Origin of the sequence: Agromyces mariniharenae (genome assembly GCF_008122505.1) — a bacterium.
GTDB lineage: Bacteria > Actinomycetota > Actinomycetes > Actinomycetales > Microbacteriaceae > Agromyces > Agromyces mariniharenae.
Window position 1 is genome coordinate 2,207,873 of the sequence record NZ_VSSB01000001.1, and the last position, 17,333, is coordinate 2,225,205.

The following is a 17,333-nucleotide window of genomic DNA, read 5'->3' on the forward strand; positions in this document are numbered from 1 at the left end:
GCCATCCTGCTCCGTTCACGGAGGCGCGGCATCCGTGTCACAGATCGGCGGGCCGCGCGGTCGGAGCTTCTGGAACGGGGTGGCGGATGCCCCGACGGAAGGGAACATCGTGAAGATCGTCATCATCGGCGGAACCGGGCTCATCGGGTCCAAGGTCGCGCAGCGGCTCACCGCGCAGGGGCACGAGGTCGTGGCGGCCTCGCCGAACACCGGGGTGAACACGCTCACGGGCGAGGGCGTCGCCGAGGCGCTCGACGGAGCGCAGGTGGTGATCGACGTGTCGAACTCGCCGTCGTTCGCGGCCGACGAGGTGCTCGCGTTCTTCGAGACGTCGACCCGCAACCTGCTTGCGGCCGAGCAGGCGGCCGGCGTCGGACACCACGTCGCGCTGTCGATCGTCGGCTCCGACGGCCTTCCCGACAGCGGGTACATGCGGGCGAAGGTCGCGCAGGAGCGGCTCATCCGCGACGGCGGCGTGCCGTACTCGATCGTGCACGCCACGCAGTTCATGGAGTTCGGGAAGGCGATCGCCGACGGCGCGACCGATGGCGAGACGGTTCGCATCGCGCCCGTGCGGTTCCGGCCGATCGCGTCCGACGACGTCGCCGACGCCGTGGCCGCGGTCGCGACGGGCGAGCCCGTGAACGGCGACGTCGAGATCGCCGGGCCCGAGGAGTTCCGCTTCGACGAGTTCATCGCCGACGCGCTGGCGGCCCGCGGCGACGAGCGCACCGTGGTCGCCGATCCCGAGGCGGAGTACTTCGGCACGAGGCTCGACGACGGCTCGCTGGTGCCGGCGGATGCCGCGACCGCACGCCTCGGCGCGACGACGTTCGCGCAGTGGAAGGCGGCGCAGGCCGCGGCGCCGGCGCGCTGACGCTGTCGGGTCGGGTCGGGTCGGGTCGGTCGACGCAGACGCACGGATGCCGCGGCTAGACTCCGCGCATGCCTGACCAGGCCGATCCGACCCTCGTGACCGACGCAGACCTCGCGTGGCTGCGCCGGTGCACCGCCCTCGCGGGCGAGGCGCGCAACCGCACCGACCATCCGTTCGGCTCGATCGTGGTCGCGGCCGACGGCCGCGTGGTCGAGGCGATGAACACCGTCGTGACGACGGGCGATCCGACCGGCCACGCCGAGACGAACGCCGTGCGTGCGGCGTCGCAGGCGCTCACGTCAGAGGAGCTCGCGACCGCGACGCTCTACACGAGCACCGAGCCGTGCGCGATGTGCTCGGGCGCGATCTACTGGAGCGGCATCGCGCGTGTGGTCTACGCGCTCTCGGAGTCGGGGCTGCGCGAGCTCGTGGCCGCCCAGGAGGGCGTGCCGACCATGGAGCTGCCGTGCCGGGAGGTCTTCGCCCGCGGCGGCCGTCGCGTCGTGGTGGCCGGGCCGGCCGAGCTGCCCGAGGCGAGGAGCGTGCACGAGGGCTTCTGGGTCTGACCGGCGCCCCCGGCATCCGATCGCCTACGCTCGGATCGTGGTCGATTCCCGAGACGATGTCGCGTTCGTCGCGCCCGTCGCGGCCGCGTCCGGGCGGGGTCGGATCGCCCGCGTGGTGTTCGTCGCGGCCTACCTCGTGAGCTATCCCGTCGGCGCCGCGGTGTTCGCGTCGACGGGTGCCCTCGACCCGGTCATCGCGACGTGGGGGAACCTCGCGATCGTCGCGGTGTTCGCGGTGGTGGGCAGCTGGGTGTTCCGCGACACGTGGGCGCGCAGCCTCCGGCTCACGCGCGAGCGACCATGGGCGAGCGTCGGATTCGCCGTCTCGGTCCATGCGCTGCGCAACCTCGCGAGCGTGGTGCTGCTGCTCGCGATCGCCTGAGTCGTGCTCAGCGGCGCGACGCATCGCCCGCGGGCGGGTGCGGCCGTTCCGCCGCGATGAGGGAAAGCGTCATCACGAAATCCTTTCGCGGAACGCTCCCAGCGTTCCGACGGCCTACGACCGGGAGGTTTTCGACGAATCCCGAAATCACCGAAAAGGGTTGCGGCCCGGTTGCGGCCACGGCTACGGTGCCTTCCAGCGTCGCCCGCGCCAGCCGTCGCGGGCAGAGAGGGATGGACAACGTGGTCTGGGGATCCAAGCAACGAGGGCGAGCCGCGCGCGCCGCCCTGGCGGCCACTGCCGCCGCGGCGGTGATCGGCAGCGGCCTGCTGGCGACACCGGCGCTCGCCGACAACGCCGACATCGGGTATCCGAGCTTCACCGGCAGCGCACAGCCCGTGCCGTCGACCGGCGTCGAGTACGCGCCGGGCGGACAGCTGCAGGCGATCTTCGACGCCGACGTGGCGTCGGGGGCGGGCGCGTCGCCCGCACAGGACTTCTGGTTCGACGAGATGCTCGCCCGCACCGGCACCGCGGGCAGCTTCGACGACAACAACCAGTGGCTGTTCAGCCGCGGCCGCGCCGCATTCATGAAGACCCACACGCCCGGGACCCTCGGGTTCGGCGGCCAGCTCGCCTACTGGGAGGCCATCGACGGCCGCGGCGGCTACACGGTGACCGCGCGAATCGGCGGCGCCGACGTCTCGCTCACCGAGGACACCGCCCAGCGCAAGCAGACCCCGAGCTACTGGCGCAGCGTGCACCGCAATGCCGCGGCCGGCCTCGAGGTCGTGCAGACGAAGTTCATCACCAACGCGAACGTGCTCGTGACGAACCTCGAGCTGCGCTCGACCGGCCCCGCGCTCGACGTGACCCTTCGCGCCGTCTCGCCGTTCGCCGTCGGCGCCGAGGGCGCCGAGCTCACCGGCACGGTCGACGCGCTGAACGACCTGACGGTCCTCCACCCGCGCTTCTCGGGCGACGGCTTCGCGCCGGTCGACGGCGGGCTCGAGGCATCCGTCGCCGTGCCCGCCGGCGGCTCGGCCAGCACGAAGGTGCAGCTCGGCCTCGTGACCGACGAGATCGCGGACTCGCGCGCCGAGTACGACGCCGTGAGGCAGGCCGCACCCAGCGCCGCGTACACGTCGCACGTGACGGCGTACAACCGCTGGTGGGCCGAGAACGTGCCCTACCTCGACACGCCCGAGGACAACATCGACAAGACGCTGTTCTACCGCTGGTGGCTGATGCGCTACAACTTCCTCGACGCCGACATCCCCGGCAACACCTACCAGTTCCCCACCTCCATGGAGGGCGTGCTCGGGTACAACAACGCCATCGTGCTCACGACGGGCATGTTCATCGACGACCTGAAGTACTTCCGCGACCCGATCTACTCGTACGGGCCGTGGGTGTCGGCCGGTGAGACCTCGAAGAGCTACAAGTTCACCGACAACCCCGGCGACCCCGCGAACTGGTCGAACAGCTACACCCAGTACATCTCCGAGGCGGCGTGGCGCTCGTACCAGCTGCACGGCGGGCCGACGGCGATCGCCGAGAACCTCGCGACGTACGCCGAGGACGACGTGAAGGGGCTCGTCGACGCCTACGACTTCAACGACAACGGCCTCATCGAGTACAGCTGGGGCGCGATGACGGGCAACGACGCCGACGCGGTGTCGTTCGACTGGAAGCCCGGCAACATGGACCGGGCCGAGAACGCGTACCTCTACTCGAACGCGAAGGCGTCCGCCGACGCGTACCGGCTCGCGGGCGACACGGCCAAGGCCGACGAGATGGACGCCTTCGCGGCGAACATCAAGTCGCAGGTCATGGACCTGCTCTGGAACCCCGACACCAAGCTCATCGAGCACCTGCACTCCTCGGGCGAGCACGTGCCGTGGAAGGAGATCAACAACTACTACCCGTTCTCGGTCGGCCTCGTGCCGAAGCCCGGCGACCCCGACTACGACGACGACTACGTGCAGGCGCTGCGCTTGTACGCGGACGACGCCGAGTACCCGATCTTCCCCTTCTACACCGCCAACCAGGCCGACAAGGCCGAGGCGGCCGCGCAGGGCGACCCCGGCAGCAACAACTTCTCGGTCATCAACTCGACCGTGACGTTCCGCATGCTGTCGCGCGTGCTGCGCGAGTACCCGACCGACGCGATCGACGCGGAGTGGTACAAGAAGCTCCTCTACTGGAACGCCTGGGCGCACTACCAGAACGGCGGCGACAACCGCCTGCCCGACCAGAACGAGTTCTGGGCCGACGGGTCGGCCGACCCGCAGCGCATCGGCTACCGGTCGTGGATCCACCACACGATCCTCGGCGCGACGAACTTCACGATGATCGAGGACGCGATGGGCCTGCGCCCGCGCACCGACGCGAAGATCGAGCTCGACCCGATCGACATCGGCTGGGACCACTTCACGGCGAACAACATCCGCTACCGCGACCGCGACCTCACGGTCACGTGGGACGCCGCCGACGGCACCGACCACTACGGGGCATCCGTGCCCGACGGGTACTCGGTGTTCCTCGACGGCGAGCTCGCGTTCACGGTCGACCGCCTCGCCCGCGTGGTCTACGACCCCGCGACCGGCGCGGTCGAGGTCGACGGCGACGCCCAGGTGACCACCGCGGTCGCCTCCGCCGTGCAGGCGCCCGAGGACGTGCGGTTCGACGACGACGCCCGCGTCGTCGACCTGTTCGCGAAGGCGGGCGCCGACCTGCGCACCGCCGCCGTGGGCACGGCGAACCTGGCCGAGGGCGGCCAGGCCACCGCGACGTTCTCGGCCTCGGGTCGAGGACCCGACGGGGCCGTCGACGGCACGACCATCAACGAGCCGTTCTGGGGCACTGCGGGCTCGCCGAACGCCACGGACTCGCTGACGGTCGAGCTCGGAAGCGAGCAGGCGTTCGACGACGTGCGCGTGTACTTCTACGACAGCTCGTCGAGCGCGACCGTCGCGGGCTACCGCGAGCCGGCGCTCTACGCGCTCGAGGTTCGCCGCGGCGGCGAGTGGACGCCCATCGCGCAGCAGGCCCGGACTCCCGCGCACCCGCGGGCGAACCTCAACCACGTGCAGTTCCCCGAGGTGACCGGCGACGCGGTGCGGGTGACCGTCACCCACGCCGGCGGTGCGAAGACCGGCATCAAGGAGGTCCAGGTGTCGAGCACCGGGATCGCCGCTCCGCCCTCGACGAACCAGGCGCCGCTCGTGACGGCCTGGGAGGACGCGACCGCGTCGTCCGCGGGCGAGGCCGCGCTGGTCGGCACGGCGAAGGACGACGGCCTGCCGGCCGGCGAACTGGCGATCGACTGGTCGATCGTGAGCGCGCCCGAGGGTGCGACGGTGCTCTTCGACGACCCGCACGCGGCGACGACCGTCGCTCGCTTCTCGACCGAGGGCACCTACGTGCTGCGCCTGACCGCGAGCGACGGCGAGGCGTCGAGCTCGGCCGAGGTCACCGTGCAGGGCGAGGCCGCGAGCCGCGGCGTGAACGTCGCGCCCGGCGGGACGCCGACGGCGGAGTACACAGCCGGCTGGAACCGGGTGACCGCCGTGAACAACGGCACGATCCTGCACACGGGCGGCGACCAGACCGAACTCTGGGGCACGTGGTCGGGCAACCACCCCGCCACGCGCTGGCTGCAGTACACGTGGGCCGAGCCGGTGCGCGTGTCCGACATGGAGGTGAGCTTCTGGCGCGACCAGAACAGCGTCACCTCGACGGCCGGCGTCAACGTGCCGAAGTCGTGGAAGGCGCAGTACTGGGACGGCGCCGCGTGGGTCGACGTCGCCAACCCGAGCGGCTACGGCGTGCTCCGCGACGAGCCGAACTCGACGACGTTCGACGCGGTCACCACGACTCGGGTGCGCCTCGTGCTCAGCGCCATGGGCTCCGGCACCACGTATGCCGCCGTCGGCGTGAGCGAGTGGAAGGTCTTCACCGACCCGCCCGTCGCGATCGAGCCGATCGACGTGCGCACCGCCGTCGGCGTCGTGCCCGAGCTGCCCCCCACCGTCGACGGCACCTTCGCCGACGGCAGTCACGCCGACTTCGACGTGACGTGGGCCGGCGTGAGCGCCGACCAGGTCGCCGGCGAGGGCAGCTTCGCGGTGCCGGGCATCGTGCCCGGGTCGCCCGTGGCGGCGGCCGCGACCGTGTGGGTCCGGGCCACGCCGCCCGCACAGGTGAACCAGGTCGACGCGGTCGCCGTGAGCACGAAGGCCGGCGTCGCGCCCGACCTGCCCGCCGCGGTCGGCGTGCTCTACAACGACGGCTCCCGCGAGGACCTGCCCGTCGTGTGGGAGGCGATCGACCCGGCCGCGTACGCGACCGGCGGCGAGTTCGCGGTCGCCGGCGAGGTGCAGACCTCGCTGCCCGGCGACACGACCGCGCAGGCGACCGTGACGGTCGGCGGCGGAGCGAACGGCCCTGACACCCAGGCGCCCACCGTGACGCTCGGCGTCGTCCCCGAGGCACCCGCCTCGGGCTGGCACACCGGTCCTGTCACCGTCACGGCGTCGGCCACCGACAACCGCGACACCGCACCGGTCATCGAGGTGCGTGTCGACGGCGGCGACTGGGCGGCCTTCGGGGAGCCCGTGGTCGTCTCGGCCGACGGCGCCCACACCGTGCAGGCACGGGCCACGGATGCCGCGGGCAACGTGTCGAGCGTGCCCGAGGCGGAGTTCCGCATCGACACGCAAGCGCCGGCGCTCACGATCGTCACCGACGCGGTGGCCCGCACGGTGAAGGCGACGGCGGCCGACGCCGGATCGGGCGTCACCGCGCTCGAGTACCGGTACGCGGGCGAGACCGAGTGGCGTCCCGTCACCGGCACGATCCTCGTCGGCCTCGACGAGGTGCGCACCGAGCTGCGTGCGACGGATGCCGCGGGCAACGTCTCCGCGATCGAGGAGCGCACCGTGCCGGCCAGCGACGGCAACCACCGCCGCAACGTCGCCCTCCTCGCCACGCCGACCGCCTCGGTCACTGCGGGCTGGAACCGGGTGACGGGTCTCAACGACGATGAGCAGCCGACCTCGTCGGGCGATGTGACGCCCAACGACAACGCGAACGTCTGGGGCGCCTGGCCCGAGATCGGCGAGCAGTGGGTGCAGTACGACTGGGCCGAGCCGGTCACGATCGGCGAGCTCGGGGTGTACTTCATCTCGAACCTCGACGGCAACGGCGTCGGCATCGACGTGCCGAAGGCGTGGAGCGCCGAGTACTGGGATGCCGAGGCGGCCGCCTGGGCTCCCGTCGAGGCATCCGGGCTCTACGGCACCGAGGTCGACACGTACAACGTCGTCGAGTTCGAGGCGGTGACCACGACGAGGCTGCGCCTGTCGCTCGAGGCCTCGGGCACCGAGTCCGGCGCGGGCAGCCTCGGCATCAAGGAGTGGCAGGTCTTCGAGGCCCCGCCGGTGGAGGAGCCCGACACCGAGGCGCCCATCGTCGTGGTCGAGGTCTCGCCCACGCTGCCGGCGAGCGGCTGGTACACCGATGACGTCACCGTCACCGCGACCGCGCTCGACAACCGCGACTCGCTCCCGGTGGTCGAGGTCCGCTCGGGATCGGGGGACTGGAAGCCGTACACGGGTCCGGTCACCGTCTCGGAGGACGGCGTCACCGCGCTCGAGTTCCGGGCGACGGATGCCGCGGGCAACGTGAGCGACCTCCAGGCCGCGACCGTGCAGATCGACACCGTCGCGCCGAAGCCGACCGCTTCGTGGACGTCGGCCAACAAGAAGCGCCTGGCGCTCGAGGCGACCGACGCCGGATCCGGGGTCTCGCACCTCGAGTTCCGCATCGGCGACGGCGACTGGGCCACCTACACCGGCCCGATCGACGTCTCGCCGAAGGACGTGGTCGAGGCGCGGGCGATCGACGCGGCCGGCAACGTCTCCGCGGTGCTCACCGTGAAGCGGGGCAAGTGATGGCCGACGGCGACGAGGCGACGCTGTACGTGGGCGTCCGCCAGGTGGACGACGGGGGTCAGGTGCCCGTGTCGGTGGTCGGCGGCGACGCCGGCACCACCTGGCAGGTCGAGCTCGCCGACGGCACCGCGCTGGGAGCCGTGACGGTCGGGGAGGACGGGACCGGCACGTCGCTGGTGACCATCCCGACCGGCACGCCCTCGGGCGTCGCCGAGCTCACGGCGACCGGCGGGGGTGGGGAGCTCTCCGCGGTCGTGAGCGTGGCCGGGCACGACGCCGCGGCGGCAGGGGAGACCGCTGCCGCGGCGTCCGACCCGCTTGCCGCGGCGCTGGGCGGCGGGATCGCGGTGCTCGCCGCGGTCATGCTCGCCGTGGTCGTCACCGTGGTGGCCTCCGTGCTCGCACGGCGGCGGCGGCGCGCACCCGAAGGGGCGTGACCGCACCGGCCGGGACGCGAGGAGGTTCGCGTCCCGGCCGGTGCTCGTTCCACCTGCACTCCGACGACACCTGCGCTCCGACGCGCAGGGCCGGCGAGCCGCGCCGGCTCAGCGACGCGGGATCGTCGAACCCCGGATCACGAGCCGCACGGGCAGCTGCCGCACGCCCGCGTCGGGCTCCGTGCCGTCGATCGCCTCGAAGATGCGCATCGCGGCGGTGCGGCCGAGCTGCTGGAGGTTCGCGTCGATGCTCGTGAGCTCGGGGCGGGAGTTGATCGCGAGCACCTCCCAGTTGTCGTAGCCGATCACGGCGACGTCCTCGGGCACCTCCTTGCCGAGGTCGCGCAGCGTGTCGAGCACGCCGCGGGCGATCTGGTCGGAGCCGCAGACGATGCCGTCGACGTCGGGGTGCTGCGCGAGCAGCATCGCCGCCGCCGCGCGGCCCCAGTGCTCGGTCCAATTCGAGTACATGACGTCGCCGACGAGCTCCAGGCCCGCGTCGGCCAGCGCCGCGCGCACCCCCACGGCGCGGTCCTGCGCCGCCGCGTACGTCGGGTCGCCGCTGATGTGGGCGATGCGCCGGCGCCCGGTCGACAGCAGGTGCTCGGTGGCGATGCGGCCGCCGCTCACGTTGTCGGGCGTGACCGACGAGTCGGTCGGGTCGGCCGAGGGCGCGTACGCGTAGACCACCGGCACCGGGATGTCCTTGCCGAGCGACGGCCGCGGGTCGGTCTGCCGGCCCACGACGATGATGCCGTCGACGCGCCGGTTGAGCAGCGCCTTGAGGTGGTGCTGCTCGCGGATCGCGTCGCCGCGCGCGTCGCACAGGAACACGTTCACCTGGCCCGCACCGAACGCGTCCTCGGCGCCCATGAGGATCGGGATCACGAACCGGCCCTCGAGGTCGCTGGTGAGCAGGCCCACGGTGCCGGTGCGCCCGGCGATCAGGCTGCGGGCGAGCTGGTTCGGGCTGAACGAGAGCTGCTCGGCGGCCTCGATCACGCGACGTCGCGTGGCCGGGGCCACCTGGTCGCGGCCGTTGATGGCCTTCGAGGCCGTCGCGAGGGAGACCCCCGCGAGACGCGCGACGTCGCTCAGCGTCGTCGCTCGACCGGGGTGCGGATCCACACGCGCCATGTTGCCGCCTTTCCAACTGAAACGCTACCGGAAGTTCCTCTTGACGTCGGTGAGATACACACTGTAGCGTGCCGAAAGGCATTTCGGAATTTTCGAGATCTGCCGCATCAGCAATCGTATTCCCGGGCTTTCCCCGAGCCCCCTCAACGATGAGCAAGGAGACCACAGATGACACGCACGTATCGCCGGATGACGCGGGCCGCAGCCCTGCTCGCCGCCGGCGCCCTCACCGTCGGGCTCGCCGCCTGTGCCCAGGGCGCGGAGCCCCAGAGCAACCTTTCGGAAGCCGGCGCCGAAGGCGTCGACGACGGCTCGACCCTCACCCTCTGGACCCGCGCACCCCTCGAGAAGCAGGCCAACCTGCTCGTCGACGCCTACAACGCGTCCCACGAGAACCAGGTCGAGCTCACGGTCGTGCCGAACGACGACTACGTCGCCAAGGTGGGCGCCGCGGCCGGGTCGGGTGGTCTGCCCGACCTCTTCGCGGCCGACATCGTCTACGTGCCGAACTGGGTGGAGCAGGGCCTCTTCCAGGACATCACCGCCAACATCGACGGCCTCGACTTCAAGGACGAGATCAACAAGGGCCACCTCTCGGCCGGAACGCTCGACGGCGAGGAGTACGTGCTGCCGTTCGTGCTCGACCTCTCGATGATGTTCTGGAACAAGGAGCTCGCGACCGAGGCCGGCCTCGACGCCGAGGCGGGTCCCGCGAACCTCGAGGAGTACGCCGAGTGGGCCAAGGCGATCCAGGCCCTGAACAAGCCCGACACCTACGGCACGGCCACGGGCCTGAACTGCGGCGGATGCCTCGTCTTCACGTGGTTCCCGAGCGTCTGGGCCGACGGCGAGGAGGTGCTCTCCGACGACGGCACCGAGTCGCTGCTCGCGAGCGACACCGCCAAGGACGTCTACGCCACGTGGAAGGACCTCTGGGACTCGGGTGCGGTGCTCCCGTCGTCGCAGGACGAGGCGGGCCCGACCTGGACCGCGGGCTTCACCGAGGGCAAGGTCGGCATCCAGTTCTACCCGGCCACACTGCTCTCGTCGACGCCGTTCGACGCGGGCGTCGCCGGCATCCCCGGCCCGAAGGGTGGCGGCTCGACGTTCGTCGGCGGTGACGGCATCGGCATCTCGAAGGACTCGAAGAAGGCCGCGCAGGCGTGGAACTTCCTCAACTGGCTGATGTCGGAGGATGCGCAGGTGCAGGTGCTCGCGAAGAACAACGACGTGGTCTCCCGCGCCGACCTCGCGAACAACGAGTACTCCGAGAAGGACCCGCGCCTGATCACGATCAACGAGGTGGCCGGCAACGGCGACACCCCGGTCGCGATCAACTTCCAGCAGGCGTTCAACGCGCCGTCGAGCCCGTGGCTCACGCTCGTGCGGAACGCGGTGCTCGGCGACGGGGAGTCCGTCGACGCCGACAACGACGAGATCACGGCGGTGCTCTCGCAGTAGTCGCTCCGACGGCCGACCGGCCGGCGCGCGGACGTCCATGCCGCGCGCCGGCCACCGGCCCCATCGAAAGGCTCCACCACCATGACCGCCACCCTCCCCGCCGACACGACGGCCGCGGCATCCGGCCCGAAGCGTCGCCGCCCCGGCCGGCGCGGCGCGATCACCGGCTGGCTGTACGCCCTGCCGACCGCGCTCTTCGTGCTCCTCCTCTTCGCCCTCCCCCTGCTGCTCGTGCTGCAGATGTCGGGCTCCGACTGGCCGCTGCTCGGCGGCAACCAGGGCTGGAACTTCCCCGAGAACTACCAGGACGCGGTGTCGAACCGGTTCTTCTGGGACTCGGTCTGGTTCACCCTGAAGTACACGATCCTCACGACGATCATCCTGCTCGCGCTGAGCCTCGGGCTCGCGCTGCTGGTGCAGGAGTCGACGCGCTGGAAGGGGCTGCTGCGCACGTCGTTCCTCGTGCCGAGCGCCCTCGGCCTGGCATCCGCGTCGCTGCTCTTCTACGTGCTCTACTCGCCGATCGCCGGGCCGTTCGCCGGCCTGATGAAGGCGTGGGGCTTCACGTTCCTCGGCACGCCCGACGGCGCGCTGTGGTCGACCATCTTCCTCATCGTCTGGCGCTACGCGGGCTTCTACATGCTGCTCATGCTCGTGGGCCTGCAGGGCATCCCCGACGACGTGTACGAGGCCGCTCGCATCGACGGCGCCTCGCGCTGGCAGACGTTCCGGAGCGTGACCATCCCGCTGCTGCGTCCGACGCTCGCGCTCACGACCGTGCTGTGCGTCACCGGCTCGCTGCTCGCGTTCGAGCAGTTCTACATCCTCACGAAGGGCGGTCCAGACAACTCGACCATCACGATCGTGCAGCTCATCTACAGCGTCGCGTTCCAGGGCCAGAACGACCTCGGCGTCGCCGGCGCCCTCTCGGTGATCGTGCTGCTCGCGCTCATCGTGATCAACATCGCGCAGATCCGCGCGTTCAACCGGAAGGCCGAGGACTGATGAGCACGACCACCACGCGTCGGCCCTCCGACGAGTCGAATCCCCGCTCCGACAGCACCGTCGCGATCGTCGCGCCCGACTACCGCGGATCGCGCCGCGGGCGGGGCCGCTTCGGGGGTGCCGGCCGCCGCGGCAAGCGACCCGCGCCGACCTCGTTCGCCGGCATCGCGATGCGCACGCCGTACTGGGTCGTGACGGGGGCGCTCGCGCTGCTCTTCCTCTACCCGCTCATCTGGACGGCGATCTCGTCGGTCTCGCCGCTGCCCGGCACGAACCAGGTCGACGGCTGGGGCTTCGGCAACTACGCGACGCTCGCGAACTACCAGGCCGGCATCTGGGTCTACCTGTTCAACTCGACGTTCGTCTCGCTGCTCACGGTGCTGCTGACGCTCGCCATCTCGCTGCTCGGCGGCTACGCGTTCGCGCGGTTCCGGTTCCCGGGCAAGGACCTGCTGTTCCTGTCCACCCTCGCGATCCTGATGGTGCCGTACACGACGCTGCTCATCCCGCTCTACGTGCTGCTCAACGCGGTGGGGCTCTCGAACTCGCTGGTCGGCGTCGCGCTCGTGCTCACGATGTTCCAGCTGCCGTTCTCGATGTTCATGATGCGCATCTCGTTCGAGTCCGTGCCGCGCGAGCTCGACGAGGCCGCCATGGTCGACGGATGCTCCAGCTGGCGCGTCCTGTGGCAGGTGCTCGTGCCGGCGGTGAAGCCCGGCCTCATCACCGTGGGACTGTTCGCCTTCCTCGCCGCCTGGAACGACTTCATGGCCCCGCTGATCCTCATCAGCGACACGAACCGGATGACCCTCCCGCTCGCAATCTCGAACCTGCGCGGCCAGGTGCAGGGCGTCGTCGACTACGGGGCCACGGAAGCCGGCGTCGTCGTGCTCGCCCTGCCCTGCATCCTCCTCTTCCTGATCCTCCAACGTCACTACGTGCGCGGCTTCATGTCGGGCGCCTTCAAGGGATGAACATGACCCGCACCGCAACCACCACCACCGCCCACCTCGTGCCCGTCGCGCCGAGCTCGGGAGCCCTGCGCCCCCTCGGCCTCGACGAGGTGACCATCACGGGCGGGTTCTGGCACCACCGCCAGGAGGTGAACGGCACCAACACGCTCGCGCACATCGAGGGATGGCTCGAGCGCGAGGGCTGGCTGCCGAACTTCGACCTCGCGGCATCCGGCCGGCTGCCCGAGGGGCGCCGCGGACGCGAGTTCTCGGACTCCGAGGTGTACAAGTACCTCGAGGCCGTGTCGTGGGAGATCGGCCGTCGAGGCGGCGACGACGAGCTCGAGGCGCGCCTGCGCCGGATCGTCGCCCGCGTCGCCGCGGCGCAGGAGGACGACGGCTACCTGAACACGCAGTTCGGCCGGCCCGGGCAGGGGCCGCGCTGGTCCGACCTCGAGTGGGGGCACGAGCTGTACTGCCTCGGGCACCTGTTCCAGGCCGCGGTGGCCCGCGTGCGCACGCGTCCCGACGCCGACGACGGCCTCATCGACGTCGCCCGCCGCGCCGCCGACCTCGTCTGCGACGTGTTCGGCGAGGGCGGCGACGAGCGCATCTGCGGTCACGCCGAGGTGGAGGTCGGTCTCGCGGAGCTCGGCCGGGCGCTCGGCGAGCCGCGCTACGTCGAGCAGGCGCGCCTGTTCGTGGAGCGCCATGGCCGCGGCACACTGCGCGACATCGAGTGGGGCCGCTCGTACTACCAGGACGACGTCGCCGTGCGCGACGCCGGCGTGCTGCGCGGCCACGCCGTACGGGCGAACTACCTCGCGTCGGGCGCCACGGATGTCGCGGTCGAGACCGGCGACGACGAGCTGCTCCACGCGCTCGACCGCCAGTGGGACGCGACCGTCGCGCGCCGCACCTACGTCACGGGCGGGCAGGGCTCGCACCACCAGGACGAGGCGTTCGGCGACGACTGGGAGCTGCCCGCCGACCGGGCCTACTCCGAGACGTGCGCGGGCGTGGCATCCGTCATGTTCAGCTGGCGACTGCTGCTCGCGCAGGGCGACCCGCGTCACGCCGACCAGATCGAGCGAACGCTCTTCAACGTGATCGAGACGTCGCCGTCGGCGCAGGGCACGGCGTTCTACTACGCGAACACGCTGCACCAGCGGCAGCCGGGCTCCGAGGCCGAGGCCGACGTCGTGTCGCCGCGCGCCCACTCGTCGCTGCGCGCGCCGTGGTTCGACGTGTCGTGCTGCCCGCCCAACACGGCGCGCACGTTCGCGAGCCTCGCCGCCTACGTCGCGACGGCGGATGCCTCGGGCATCCAGCTGCACCAGTACGCGCCCGCGTCGATCCGCACCACGCTCGCCGACGGGCAGGAGGTCGCGCTCGACGTGTCGACCGAGTACCCGGCGTCGGGCGTCGTGCGCGTGCGCGTGCTGACGGATGCCGCGTCGCCGTGGACGCTCTCGCTGCGCGTGCCGGCGTGGGCCTCGGGTGCGTCGCTCGTGGTGCGCCCGGCCGGATCCGGCCTCGAGCAGCGCATGCCCGCCGCGCGCGGCGTCGTCTCGGTCGAGCGCCCGTTCGCCGCCGGCGACGAGGTCGTGCTCGAGCTCCCCGTCGCGCCGCGGTTCACGCGTCCCGACTCCCGGGTCGATGCGGTGCGCGGATGCCTCGTGGTGGAGCGCGGGCCCGAGGTGTTCGCGCTCGAGTCGGTCGACCTCGCGGGCACGGCGCTCGAGGCATCCGACTTCGCCGACCTGCGCCTGGACGCGGCCGTGGAGCCGCGGGAGGTCGCCGACGGCGGCGTGGTCGTGGCGGTCGTCGACGAGCGCACGGGCGCTCGCGCCGACGTGCCGCTCGTGCGCTACCACGACTGGGCCGAGCGCGGCCCGTCGCGCATGCGCGTCTGGGTGCCGGTCGTCGGGAGCTGACCGCTGCCGCCGCACGTTCGCGGCTGGCGCTCCGCGCCACTTCGGCGCCCTCCGCGCCATCCGAACTGGCGCAGACCGGACGGAAGTGGCGCAGGGGCGCGTGAGGTCGGCTGCGAGGGGCGACTGGCACGGAAGACGTCCGGGACGGTGGCCGCACCACCGCCCCGGACGTCGGTCCGTCACGCCGTGAGGCGCGTCAGCGCATCACGCCTCCCGCATCAGCCGCGGCCGTTCGCCGATGCCGCCGGCATCGTGATGTTCAGCTGCAGCGTGTCGGAGAGCCGGATGTCCCGCGAGGACGAGCCGACCGAGATCTCGTACCGGCCCTTCGGCGAGACCCACTGGTCGGCGTCCACGTCCCAGATCGAGAACGGCTGGTTGCTCGCCGCCGAGTCCACCACGAGCTCGACGCGCGTGCTCTCGCCGGCTGCGAGCTCGACGCGGTCGAACGAGACCAGGCGCTTGCCCGGCTCGCCCGCGGCATCCGGCAGCGTGAGGTACACCTGCGGGATCTCGGTGCCGTCGCGGTCGCCCGTGTTGGTGACCGTGAAGGAGACCGTCGCGACCGCGCGCTCGTTCGTGCGGCGCTCGCGATCGACCTGCACCTTCAGGTCGGAGTACTCGAACGACGTGTACGAGAGGCCGTAGCCGAACTCGAACAGCGGGTCGATGTCCTGCTCGTCGTACCACTTGTAGCCGACCTCGAGGCCCTCGGCGTACGACACCTGGCGGATCTCGTTCGAGCCCGCCGGTCGCGTCGTCGAGCCGTCCGAGAAGACGCCCGGGTACTGCGCGGTCGAACCGGCGGTGGGCGTGTCGGCCACCGACTTCGGGAACGTCATCGGCAGCTTGGCCGACGGGTTCACGTCGCCCCAGAGCAGCGCCGCGAGCGCCGGCCCGAACTGCTCGCCCGAGTGCCAGGCGTGCAGCACCGCGTCGACGTCGCCGAGCCACGGCATCTCCACCGCGCTGCCCGCGTTCAGCACCGCGACCGTCCGGTCGGATGCCGCGGCCACCGCCGCGATGAGGGCGTCGCCGTTCGCGTCGAGGTGCAGGTCGGCGAGGTCGGTCGTCTCGCCCATCGTGTAGTGGCCGAAGACGATCGCGACATCCGCCTGCGCGGCGACGGCCGCCGCCTGCGCCGTGTCGGCGCCGTTCGCGTAGAGCACCTGTCCGCCGGCCTGCTGCACCCGCTGGGTGATGCCGGTCAGCGGGTCGGAGATCGCGTCGCAGTTGAGGGCCGTGCTGCGGGCGAACACGAGGTACCAGGCGCAGCCGGTCTTCGCGCTCACGCCGGCGGTCGGCGTCGCCGAGGCGGTCTGGCCGATGACGGCGACCGTCGGGGCATCCTCGCCCAGCGGCAGCACGCCGTCGTTCTTCAGCAGCACCGTGCTCTGCTCGGCGATCTCGCGGGCGAGCGCCTTGTGGGCGGGCGTCGACACGTTCGGGATCGCCGTCGCCGGGACCAGATGGTCGAACAGGCCCTTCTCGATGTAGGTGTGCACCACGTCGAACGCGGCCTGCTCGATCTGGGCCTGCGTGATCTCGCCGGCCGCGAGCGCGGCGTCGAGGCGCACGGGCGTGTACCAGATCGGGCGGTTGAGCTCCTGGTCGAGTCCCGCGTCCAGGGACGCGGCCGTCGAGTGCACCGAGCCGAAGTCGCTCATGACGTAGCCGTCGAAGCCGGCCTGCTCGCCGAGGCTCGTCGTGAGGATCGGGTTCTCGCAGGCGTAGACGCCGTTGACCTGGTTGTACGAGCACATGACGCTGCCGGGGTCGCTCTCCGTGATCGCGATCTCGTAGGGCAGGTCGTAGACCTGGCGCAGCGTGCGCTCGTCCATGTTGGACGAACTCGTCTGGCGGTCGACCTCCTGCTCGTTCGCGACGTAGTGCTTGAGGTTCGCGACGACGGGCTTGTCGGGGTTGCCGTGCTCGAGGCCCTTCACGTTGGCCGCGGCCATGAGCCCCGAGAGCAGCGGGTCCTCGCCGAAGTACTCGGAGCCGCGGCCCGAGAGCGGCGTGCGGCCACTCGCGATGCCCGGGCCGAGCACGACCGCGCTGCGGCTGTCGAACGACTCGCTCGCGTGCGCGACGGCCTTCTCCTCGCCGAGGGCGAGGTTCCACGTCGAGGCGACGGCGATGGGGCCGGGCCACGCCGTCGTGCCGGCCTTCGTGTAGACGCCGTCGGGTCCGTTGGCGTAGATCACGGCGGGCGTGCACGGCACCTGCACTGGGTAGACGACGCCGCCCGTCCACGTCGTGCGCTGCGGGTCGTTCGCCGGCTGCTCGACCAGCCATCGGTACATCTGGTGCTGCGTGCTCGCGTCCAGCAGCGCGTGCGCCCGCTGGTCGGCCGACTTCGACGTGTCCATCCACGGATACGCCGAACAGTCCTCGGCGGTCGCGGGTGCGGCGGTCGTGGCCACGACGCCGCCGGCGGCGATCGTCACCCCGATCGCCACGGCCGTGAGCCGCCGCCATCGGCCGCGCGCCGGTCGTGCGGTGATCGAATCCATCGATCTCTCCCTCTTCCTTGAAGGTGTTCCCTGACGGGCGTGCCCCGCCAAGCCCTGCGGCTCGGCTTGGAGATCGATCTATGTAGACCGATCTACATTCTGAAC

General features: G+C 71.5%; 11 protein-coding genes. 9 read left to right on the forward strand and 2 right to left on the reverse strand.

What is annotated here, in order from left to right; all coding sequences use genetic code 11:
• The first annotated feature begins 34 nt into the window (after positions 1-34).
• The 5 genes from FYC51_RS10225 to FYC51_RS10245 all read left to right on the forward strand — a co-directional run bounded on the left by FYC51_RS10225 (position 35) and on the right by FYC51_RS10245 (position 8,219).
• A complete protein-coding gene (locus FYC51_RS10225; RefSeq protein ID WP_338014696.1) occupies positions 35-877 on the forward strand; it encodes an SDR family oxidoreductase in 843 nt (280 codons plus the stop codon).
• A gap of 68 nt (positions 878-945) precedes the next feature.
• Entirely contained in the window at positions 946-1,443 is a 498-nt protein-coding gene (locus FYC51_RS10230; RefSeq protein WP_148733438.1) for a nucleoside deaminase, read from the forward strand.
• Positions 1,444-1,480: 37 nt separating this feature from the next.
• A complete protein-coding gene (locus tag FYC51_RS10235; protein ID WP_148733439.1) occupies positions 1,481-1,825 on the forward strand; it encodes a hypothetical protein in 345 nt (114 codons plus the stop codon).
• 242 nt (positions 1,826-2,067) lie between these two features.
• A complete protein-coding gene (locus FYC51_RS10240; protein WP_222863230.1) occupies positions 2,068-7,782 on the forward strand; it encodes an OmpL47-type beta-barrel domain-containing protein in 5,715 nt (1,904 codons plus the stop codon).
• Positions 7,782-8,219, forward strand: a complete 438-nt coding sequence (locus FYC51_RS10245) for a hypothetical protein (RefSeq protein ID WP_148733441.1) — start codon at positions 7,782-7,784, stop codon at positions 8,217-8,219. Before FYC51_RS10240 ends, FYC51_RS10245 begins: the two co-directional genes overlap by 1 nt.
• Positions 8,220-8,327: 108 nt before the next feature.
• On the opposite strand, the gene FYC51_RS10250 is transcribed toward FYC51_RS10245, so the two are convergent.
• Positions 8,328-9,356 (reverse strand): LacI family DNA-binding transcriptional regulator, encoded by a 1,029-nt coding sequence (locus FYC51_RS10250; protein WP_148733442.1) that lies wholly within the window; start codon positions 9,354-9,356, stop codon positions 8,328-8,330.
• Between the two features lie 168 nt (positions 9,357-9,524).
• Between FYC51_RS10250 and FYC51_RS10255 the strand changes: the two genes are divergently transcribed.
• The 4 genes from FYC51_RS10255 to FYC51_RS10270 all read left to right on the forward strand — a co-directional run bounded on the left by FYC51_RS10255 (position 9,525) and on the right by FYC51_RS10270 (position 14,712).
• Positions 9,525-10,817: an ABC transporter substrate-binding protein gene (locus FYC51_RS10255; RefSeq protein ID WP_148733443.1), complete on the forward strand. Its 1,293-nt coding sequence runs from the start codon at positions 9,525-9,527 to the stop codon at positions 10,815-10,817.
• A gap of 81 nt (positions 10,818-10,898) precedes the next feature.
• Positions 10,899-11,822: a carbohydrate ABC transporter permease gene (locus FYC51_RS10260; RefSeq protein WP_148733444.1), complete on the forward strand. Its 924-nt coding sequence runs from the start codon at positions 10,899-10,901 to the stop codon at positions 11,820-11,822.
• Complete coding sequence (locus FYC51_RS10265; RefSeq protein WP_148733445.1) at positions 11,822-12,796, forward strand: carbohydrate ABC transporter permease; 975 nt, start codon at positions 11,822-11,824, stop codon at positions 12,794-12,796. The genes FYC51_RS10260 and FYC51_RS10265 overlap by 1 nt, the downstream gene beginning before the upstream one ends.
• Positions 12,793-14,712 (forward strand): glycoside hydrolase family 127 protein, encoded by a 1,920-nt coding sequence (locus FYC51_RS10270; RefSeq protein ID WP_222863231.1) that lies wholly within the window; start codon positions 12,793-12,795, stop codon positions 14,710-14,712. The genes FYC51_RS10265 and FYC51_RS10270 overlap by 4 nt, the downstream gene beginning before the upstream one ends.
• Positions 14,713-14,930: 218 nt before the next feature.
• Here FYC51_RS10270 and FYC51_RS10275 read toward each other — a convergent pair whose 3' ends face one another.
• Positions 14,931-17,228 (reverse strand): beta-glucosidase, encoded by a 2,298-nt coding sequence (locus tag FYC51_RS10275; protein ID WP_148733447.1) that lies wholly within the window; start codon positions 17,226-17,228, stop codon positions 14,931-14,933.
• Positions 17,229-17,333 lie beyond the last annotated feature (105 nt).

Coding starts and splice junctions, on each gene's coding strand:
- FYC51_RS10230 (WP_148733438.1), top strand. CDS start 946: ATGCCTGACCAGGCCGATCCGACCCTCGTGACCGACGCAGACCTCGCG.
- FYC51_RS10255 (WP_148733443.1), top strand. CDS start 9,525: ATGACACGCACGTATCGCCGGATGACGCGGGCCGCAGCCCTGCTCGCC.
- FYC51_RS10270 (WP_222863231.1), top strand. CDS start 12,793: ATGAACATGACCCGCACCGCAACCACCACCACCGCCCACCTCGTGCCC.
- FYC51_RS10250 (WP_148733442.1), bottom strand. CDS start 9,356: ATGGCGCGTGTGGATCCGCACCCCGGTCGAGCGACGACGCTGAGCGAC.
- FYC51_RS10245 (WP_148733441.1), top strand. CDS start 7,782: ATGGCCGACGGCGACGAGGCGACGCTGTACGTGGGCGTCCGCCAGGTG.
- FYC51_RS10275 (WP_148733447.1), bottom strand. CDS start 17,228: ATGGATTCGATCACCGCACGACCGGCGCGCGGCCGATGGCGGCGGCTC.
- FYC51_RS10265 (WP_148733445.1), top strand. CDS start 11,822: ATGAGCACGACCACCACGCGTCGGCCCTCCGACGAGTCGAATCCCCGC.
- FYC51_RS10260 (WP_148733444.1), top strand. CDS start 10,899: ATGACCGCCACCCTCCCCGCCGACACGACGGCCGCGGCATCCGGCCCG.